Below are 8173 nucleotides of genomic sequence, written 5' to 3'. Positions count from 1 at the left end.
CGAAGCGGCGGGGGAATTTCGTCAGCGAATCCGGACCTTTCTCTGTCACCAAGACAGTATCGGCGAGGCGGAAACCACCAACCTCCGGTACATACAGCGCGGGCTCGCTCGAGCAGATCATGCCTTCGCGCAAAATGGTCTCGTCACCGGTCTCGACCCAAGGAGATTCGTGGAAGGCGACGCCCATGCCGTGGCCGACACGGTGCTTAAGATAGGGCGTCATGCCGTGTTCGCGGATATAGGTGAGTGCCGTGATATCGGCCGACGCACAGCTGCGCCCAGCAACGAGGCCCGCGGTCCCGAGCCGCTGCGCTTCCTGAGCGATCAAATAGTATTTTTCGTAGTCCTTGCTGGGCTCGCCGAGCACGAAGGTGCGCTCGCTTTCCGCCGAACGACCGCCTACCCGGCAACCGAGGGAAAGGATGAAACTTTCGCCCGGCTGGATACGGCGATGGGAAATGATGCCGTGCGGATAGGCCGAGTTCGGCCCGCCGTAAACGAGACCGCCAGCCAGCGTCGGCACGTTCATGATGTCCTCGTGCTCGCTTTCCATGATGTCGAGCGCGTGGCGTACCACATGGGCCTCGATCGCAATCTCGCTCGGCAGCGGTTTGCCGGCCCGGAAGGCTTCGGTGACGAGATCTACGCCGGACTGTACCATGGCGTCGGAGATCCGCGCCGCCTCGCGATGCAGCCGTAGTTCTTCCGGATACTTCACCTGCCGCATCGTCGTGACGATATCGGTTGGCGCGACACGGTTGTTTGGGAAGAGGCCAGCGAGTTCCGCCGCCCGACCGACCGAAAGGCCGAAGGAATGGGCGACATCGCCCTTGATTACGCCGACCGTCCGCGCAAGCAGCGAAAATGCGCGGTCAACGCCCGGAAATTCGAAATAGACAACCGTTTCGGCCGCCACGTCCTGCCGGTCTGCGTGCTCGCGTTCGAGTTCCGGGATCAGCAGGATCGCATTCGTCGCGGTCAGCGCCAGCGCCACCGGCCTTTCGTTCGGGCGGAAGGAAAAGCCGGTCGTGTAGAGCACGTCATCAGCGGCATCGAGGATCAGGAGGCCTATACCGTTCTCCGCCATGCGAGCGCGGATGTCGCAATGCAGGCGCTCAAAGAATTCCGGTGCGAGACGTTGGCTGAAACTCATTTTCCGAACCTCAGGCGATGATGACGTCTTCGAGTTTACGGGGGTAAAGCGTCATACTATCCGGCCCTTCGGCCGCGATCAGTACAGTGTCGGCGATGCGATATCCGGCAAAGCCCGGCACAAAGATCGCCGGCTCGCTAGATGTGATCATGCCCGGCTCCAGAATGGTCTGGTCGCCGCCTTCCACCCAAGGCGCCTCGTGGAACATGATGCCCATGCCGTGGCCGACACGATGCAGCAGGTATTCGCTCATGCCACTATCGCGGATATAGGCAAGCGCCAGATCGTCGGCGGAAGCGCAGGTATGTCCAGCGATCAGCGCCGCCGTCGCCCTGCGCTGCGCCTCGTAGGCGACAGAATAATGCTGTTCCTGAAGCTTTGACGGTTCTCCGATGAAGAAGGTACGCTCGCTCTCCGAGGCACGCGCGCCGACCCGGCAGCCGAGTGACAGGATGATGCTTTCGCCGATCTTTACCGGGTGGCCAGTCGGCATGCCGTGCGGGAAGGCCGATCGCGGGCCGGAATAGACGAGCCCGCTCGCCAGTCCCTGCACCAGCATGACGTCCTCATGCTCCTCGTGCATGGTGCGCATCGCATGGCGGGAGACGTAGGACTCGATCTCAACCTCGCACGGCAGCGTCCCGCCCTTACGCATCGCCTCGCGGATCATCTCGACGCCGGCTTCCACCATGTGGTCGGAAAGCCGGGCGGCCTCGCGGTGAAGTGCGATCTCTTCGGGATGTTTCCGGAGCCGCATCTGCTGGACGATCTTGCTCGGGATCACCCGCTCCGCATTCGGAAAGGCGCCTTCGATCGGCTTCACCCGGGCAAGCGAGATTGCATGGCCATAGGCGACCGTTCCCTTGAAGCCGGCGAACTTGCGGCCGAGCACGGCGCTCCATGGATCGATACCGGGAAATTCGAAATAGACGATCGGCTCGGCAGCAATGTGCTGGTGGACTGCGTGGGTGCGTTCCAGCTCCGGGAGCAAGAGAAAAGCATCCGTTGCGGTGATCGCAAAGACCACCGGGCGCTCGGTTGTGTAATGCGAGAATCCGGTCGTGTAGATTACGTCGTCATTGGAATCGAGAAGCAGCAGATCGATGTCGTGGGTCGCCATCCGTTTGCGGATTTCGGTCTGGATTTTGGCATAGAAGTCCGCGCCGAGACGCTGTGAGAAAGCCATCAGTTTATCCTGGAACTGCAATTTCAGTCATGGGCGGGCCGGCCGAACCGGCCCGCGATCGACTGCTCAGCCAGCGCTCATCAGTCCTTGAGACCGATCAGACCGCGCATATTACCGCGCGGGGTCGCCTGCACTTCAAAGGGCAGTTTCTTGGAATAGAAGAGCTGATATCCCTGGTAAGAAACAATGTAGTAGGGCAGATCGCTGGCCAAGATTGTCGCGGCCTTCTGATAGGCGGTGGTACGGTCAGCCTGGGTGGTCGCCGAACGGCCCTGCTTCAGCAGGTCGTCGACCGCCGGGTTGGAATAGGCGCCCCAGTTGGTCGAGCCGCCGGTGGTCAGCTGTGCGAACAGCAGACGGTCCGGGTCAACGATATTCAGCCAGCCGAGCAAGGCGATCTGATGCTGCGACTTCTGCACATAGTTGGTGGAGAAGGTCGGCCAGTCACTGATCTGCGTCTTAGCGTCGACGCCGGCGGCCTGGAAGTTCGCCTGCATGAACTCGATTGTCTGGACGCGGTTGCTGTCTTCGTTATGCGTGGATAGCACGATGCTCAGCGGCTTGCCGCCCTTGTCGAGAATGCCGTCGCCATTGGTGTCGGCCCAGCCTTCCTCTTTGAAGAGCTTCTTGGCGCCTTCGATGTCGAAGCCCGGCTGCTTGATATCCTTCGAATAGGCCCAAGACGAAGGCAAGATGATCGAGGAGGCAACCGCATCGACACCCTGATAGATGTCGTTGACGATGGTCTTTTGGTCGATCAGCATCGAGAAGGCCTGCCGCATCTTTGGGCTCGAAAGCAGCGGGTCCTTGGTATTGAAGTTGATATAGGTTACGCCGAGGCCCGGCTGGACGACGGCACCGAACCGCTTGTCCTCCTGCAGGCGCTTGATGTCCTGCGGCGCGAGCGGGGACTGGATAATATCCAGGTCACCTGCCTCGAAGGCTTGCGCGCGGGCCGAGCCGTCGCCTATGATTTTCACGACCACCTTGTCGGCCTTCGGCTTTTCGCCCCAGTAATTCGGGTTCGGCGCAAGTTCGATGACGCTGCCGCGGGTCCACGAGGTGAACTTCATAGGGCCGGCGCCGACCGGCTTCAGTGCGATATCAGCGCCGCCTTCGACCAAGGTCTTCGGCACGATGCCGATGTCGAGATAGCTGAGCAGGGGCGCGTAAGGCGCCGAAAGCGTGAACTTGACCGTCTGCGCATCGACAGCTTCCACCGCCGAGATTGGTGTATAAAGTGCACGCTGCGGCGCGTTGAAATCCTTATTCAGGATGGTGGTAAAGGTAAATACCACGTCGGCTGATGTCAGCGGGCTGCCATCGGAGAATTTGAGGTTCGGCCGAAGCTTGAAGATCCAAGTGGTCGGGTTCGGATTTTCCCAGCTTTCGGCGAGGTCGGGCTTGGCTTCCAGGCCGGGCGTCAGATGGACCAAGCCGGAATAGATGAGGTCAGCGACGCGGTAGGCCGTTGTATCTCGCGCAAGTCGCGGATCGAGCGTGCCTGCATCGACATCCGTGCCGAGCGTGATGGTCGCGGCGTGCGCCGCGTTCAGAGCGGTGAAGGAAAATCCTATGAGAAGGGCGGCTGCTTTGATCGAGAGTGCTTTGCTCATGTCTGTTCCCTTTGGTTTTGGTTCATTCAAAGCTTGGCTTATGCGGTCAGCGGCTCTTGGTCCTCCGCGACGCAATATTGGCGACCTTTGCCGGGCGCTCGGCATCGGCGATCTTGTTGTGGCGCAGTTCGGCGAGTGCAGGTGCCAGCAGATTTTCGAGCACGCCCGGATCCGGCGAATGGCGGTATTCGAAGCAGCGCTTGTTGGCGCCGGCGAGATCGGCAACGTGATCTGCACCGGACGCGTAGATCACGACGTCGCAGCGGGCGATGATATCGGCCAGGTCGTCCGCATAGGACCACGCGACGGTGATGTCGGAAATATGCGGCGCGAATTCGCGCACGCTAGGTCGCATGATGGCGATGTAGTCCTTGAGCTGCGTGACGGCCGCAACGCGGGTGCGCGGATCAAGCAATGCCAGCGCTTGACGAGTACTCTCTGACGGAATGAAGCGGATGGACAGGATATTGGCGTCCGGCACGAGGCCGCGCACCTCTGCTTCACGATGTATGAATGTGAGCACGAGATCAGCATCGCGGCATTGGCTGCGCGCCTCTTCGTTCTCATGGAGCTGGTCGAAGGTCAGAAGCGTGATAACGTCGTTGGCGGCAAGTGTCGGGCGGATCTGCTCGATATAATCACGTGCCGGCGCCTCGAATATGCCGACGAAGACGATATTCAGATGGACGCGTGGTTTGCGGAGCTTCGCTTGTGCCTGCACCATCGAGGCGAGCGTGATCGGCGAAATGCCAAGCGCCTCGGCCTTCTCTAGCAGGCTATCGATATCGGCGCTGAGCACGCTTGCCGGTGCAATCACGCCATCACCACGGCGCGGCTCATAGACGGTGAAAGCGCCAAGACCGGGGCGGATTTCGACGAGACCGTCGGAGCGGAGCTGCTTATAGACCTCGGCCACCGTCATCGGCGCGATGTCCAGTTCGGCCGCAAGCTGACGCACGGACTGCAGTTTAGCACCCTTTGGCATGTCGCCGAAGGACAGCACATAACTTAGCAGGCCATACAGTTGCTTCCCCACCGGAACGGGCAGGGACCGGTCAATGCTGGACGCGTCAATGGTGAACATGCGTGTATCATCCGATTGATACACTGACGGTAACAGGAGATTTCCGTTTGGCAATCCCCCTACGAGGACTTCTGCATAATTTCACAGCAAGCCCATTGAATGCCTTCAAAATTTCCAGTTAAATCGCTCGCCGAGGCCAAAATTGCAGCTTACTGCCGATCAAGCTTCACGAGGTGTACCAATGGAATATGTCAGCCTTGGCCGCAGTGGCCTGAAAGTCTCGCGTCTTGCGCTCGGCTGCATGACCTTTGGGTCAAGCGATTGGGCGCCTTGGGTGCTGGGGCTTGACGACAGCGCCAAGATCCTGCGGCAAGCAGTTGATCTTGGCATCAACTTCTTCGATACCGCTGACATGTATTCGCTCGGCAAGAGCGAAGAGGTTATTGGCAAGGTGTTGCTAGACCTAGTGCCGCGCCACAAGCTAGTGATCGCGACCAAAGTATATAATCAGATGAGCGGCGATCCGAATGATCGCGGCTTGTCACGCAAGCATATCTTCGAAGCCGTCGATGGGAGCCTCAAACGCCTTGGTACTGATTACATTGATCTCTACCAATTGCATCGCTTCGATTACGAAACCCCCCTCGAAGAAACGTTGGATGCGCTGAACGACGTGGTTCGCGCTGGCAAAGTGCGCTATCTTGGCGCTTCCTCAATGCATGCTTGGCAGTTCATGAAAGGGCTTGGCATGCAGCGCCAACACGGATGGGCGCAGTTCGTTTCCATGCAGCCGCACTACAATCTCATCTACCGCGAAGAGGAGCGGGAGATGCTGCCGCTCTGCCTAAGCGAGGGGATCGGTGTCGTACCCTGGAGCCCACTTGCGCGAGGCCGGCTGGCCGGAAGGGTTGAAGGGGAGACCACGCGCAGCCAGACGGATGGGACAGCGCGCGCCCTCTATGACGGGACAAGGGCAGCCGACGACGCAGTCATCTCTTCCCTCAAGGCGGTTGCGGAACGTCACAATCGGTCGATGGCTCAAATTGCTTATGCCTGGATAGCTAGCCGCGCCGCCGTAGCCGCCCCCATCGTCGGCATATCCAAGCCGCACCAGTTCGAAGATGCGATCGAGGCGCTTGAACTCAGGCTAACAGTGGGGGACGTGGCTGAGTTGGAGCAGAATTATCGACCGAAACCGGTAGTCGGACACGCCTGATGGCGAAGTGCGCCAAACGGCGTTGACAATCAGCAGCTTCTTTCGCGGTTCTTGTCGATTTTTATTTCATGATGGGACCTCTGACGGGCCAAAGACTTAGCTGAGACTGTAGTGCAAAGGCCTGCATTTCATGTGAGACTGGCGAACCGCCTCCACGTTTTTTGACGACGCGTGCCGAAACTCGCCTCGTGGACCCGGAACTCGTCGCTGGCCGGCAGCACCTCTCAGGCGGAAATGCGGGACATCGCATTCCGCAAGTCGCTGAGCAGCCCTGCGCTTGTATATTTCATGTGAGACTTGTGCCCCTCTCAGTCTCACATGAAGTACACAAATCGGCGTCCAAATCGCCCAGTCCCGTCATGACGTGCAAATCGACAGTGACCTTCGACGACGGGAGCGGGAGCACCGTGAACGCGAGCGATGCGGAGATGGCGGAAGATGCCCCGAACCTCACGCGTCCATCGAGGATTGACGAACGTGTGTGAATCAGCATCGAATGCTGACCCTCGAGCAAACTGCAATCAAGTGCATGATGGTACTGGCGAATTCACAGCATCGGTGGGGCCAACATCGGCTCCGATCATGACCCCGCCGAATCTCCAGATTGTGTCGCCAAACCAAGAGGTTGCGCATCCCTCGCGAGCGATCAACCTTCGGCACCGATTCACACCCTCGCCCGTCAGCAGAACAATCCGAGCCCGCCAGACAACCTTCTGGGGCGTGTTACGGTCGCGGACCAGGGTCTCCAGGCGCTCCCAATCAGCGGCGGGAACCTCAATGCGTTCGATCTTGCCCATCCAGGCAGCATCGCACAGCCCACCAGATTTCGGAATCACCCGTCAGTGACACAACACTAGTCAGTTGCAACACAACCGGGTCCCCACATTGGCGGCTGACACGGAGGGGTCGGACATGCGGTCGGATCAAGACCATGAGAGGCCAGTGACGGAGATGATTTCGCTTCGCGAATTCCAACAGATCAGAGATGCGGTGAGCGAGCTTCGTGCCGTGAACCCCAGAAGCGTCCTGGCTGATCTGGTGGAGGAGAAAATCCGGGTGATCGAAGCCTGCGATCCAGTGCTTCAATTCGATATCGCGCTCCTCCACCGGCATCGTCCCGTTGCGGCGACCCGGGATGCATCCAAGGCCCTAGCTTCCATCGGCACCGACCATGCCGAATGACCTCATCGGCAGATCGGACCTTAACCGGGCTCGGGCCCGCGGCGGCCGGTGGGGATGACCGAAATAACGGAGAAGAAGCGGGTCCAGATTCTGGAGGGGGCTCGCGTTGTCTTTTTGACCGAGGGATTTGACGGCGCCAGCATGGAGGCCATTGCCCAGGCTGCGGGTGTGTCCAAAGGAACGCTGTACACGTACTTCAAAGGCAAGGACGAACTCTTCACAGCCCTTGTTGCGGCCTGTCAGAACAGGAGCCTTGAGGAAACCTTCAGGGGCATGAGCAAGGCCAGTGACCTTCGGGAGAATTTGGAAACCCTGGCCCGTAATTATCTCGATGTGGTGCGCGAGCCGGACAATCTTGCGCTGTTGAGGGTAGTCGTGGGGGCATCCGCGAAGCTCCCGAGCTTGGGGCGGGCCTTCTACGAGACGGGCATGCAGCCCCTCATCGAGCGCCTGGCGCGCTATCTTGCGGATGACACCCGGCCCGAAGGGGCCGACATCTGGGATGCCGAGCTAGCAGCGGTGCAGTTTTTCGCCTTTCTCCGGGCGAGTGTTGCGACCCCGATCCTCATCGCTCACGAACCGTCTCCGTCCCCGGAGAGATGTTCTGAGATTGTCGCTCAAGCCGTGCGAACGCTGCTGCGTGTTCTTGGTCATCCGTCGGTCGCGGCAGGGGCCTGATGGCCATTCCGGAGGGCCCCAGAGGACGACCAAGTCGTACAGGCCGCGGATGGGCATAAGGTCTGATGATGGCACCTCTCGGAAGTAGGCCAAGGGTCTGCTCCAGCAAGGAAAAGCA

At 59.7% G+C, this 8173-nt stretch carries 7 protein-coding genes; 3 read left to right on the top strand and 4 right to left on the bottom strand.

Going from position 1 to position 8173, the window contains the following annotated elements; all coding sequences use genetic code 11:
- The 4 genes from OC446_RS28385 to OC446_RS28370 form a co-directional block, all read right to left on the bottom strand.
- The coding region (locus OC446_RS28385; RefSeq protein WP_262032290.1) for a M24 family metallopeptidase at positions 1–1153 on the bottom strand (1153 nt) is incomplete at its 3' end.
- A gap of 10 nt (positions 1154–1163) precedes the next feature.
- Positions 1164–2360, bottom strand: a complete 1197-nt coding sequence (locus OC446_RS28380; RefSeq protein WP_262032289.1) for a M24 family metallopeptidase — start codon at positions 2358–2360, stop codon at positions 1164–1166.
- A gap of 59 nt (positions 2361–2419) precedes the next feature.
- Entirely contained in the window at positions 2420–3955 is a 1536-nt protein-coding gene (locus OC446_RS28375) for an ABC transporter substrate-binding protein (RefSeq protein WP_262032288.1), read from the bottom strand.
- A 46-nt stretch (positions 3956–4001) separates the two neighbouring features.
- Positions 4002–5039, bottom strand: a complete 1038-nt coding sequence (locus OC446_RS28370) for a winged helix-turn-helix domain-containing protein (RefSeq protein WP_262032287.1) — start codon at positions 5037–5039, stop codon at positions 4002–4004.
- A gap of 181 nt (positions 5040–5220) precedes the next feature.
- Here OC446_RS28370 and OC446_RS28365 point away from each other — a divergent pair, with 181 nt between their 5' ends.
- From OC446_RS28365 to OC446_RS28355, 3 genes are all read left to right on the top strand, one after another.
- Positions 5221–6195, top strand: a complete 975-nt coding sequence (locus OC446_RS28365; protein ID WP_262032286.1) for an aldo/keto reductase — start codon at positions 5221–5223, stop codon at positions 6193–6195.
- A 942-nt stretch (positions 6196–7137) separates the two neighbouring features.
- Positions 7138–7377, top strand: a complete 240-nt coding sequence (locus OC446_RS28360) for a hypothetical protein (RefSeq protein ID WP_262032285.1) — start codon at positions 7138–7140, stop codon at positions 7375–7377.
- Positions 7378–7431: 54 nt separating this feature from the next.
- Entirely contained in the window at positions 7432–8055 is a 624-nt protein-coding gene (locus tag OC446_RS28355; protein ID WP_262032284.1) for a TetR/AcrR family transcriptional regulator, read from the top strand.
- The last annotated feature ends 118 nt before the right edge of the window (positions 8056–8173 follow it).

The organism is Microvirga sp. Mcv34 (genome assembly GCF_024519725.1).
Taxonomy (GTDB): Bacteria; Pseudomonadota; Alphaproteobacteria; order Rhizobiales; family Beijerinckiaceae; genus Microvirga.
This window is presented reverse-complemented; position numbering and strand designations above follow the sequence as displayed.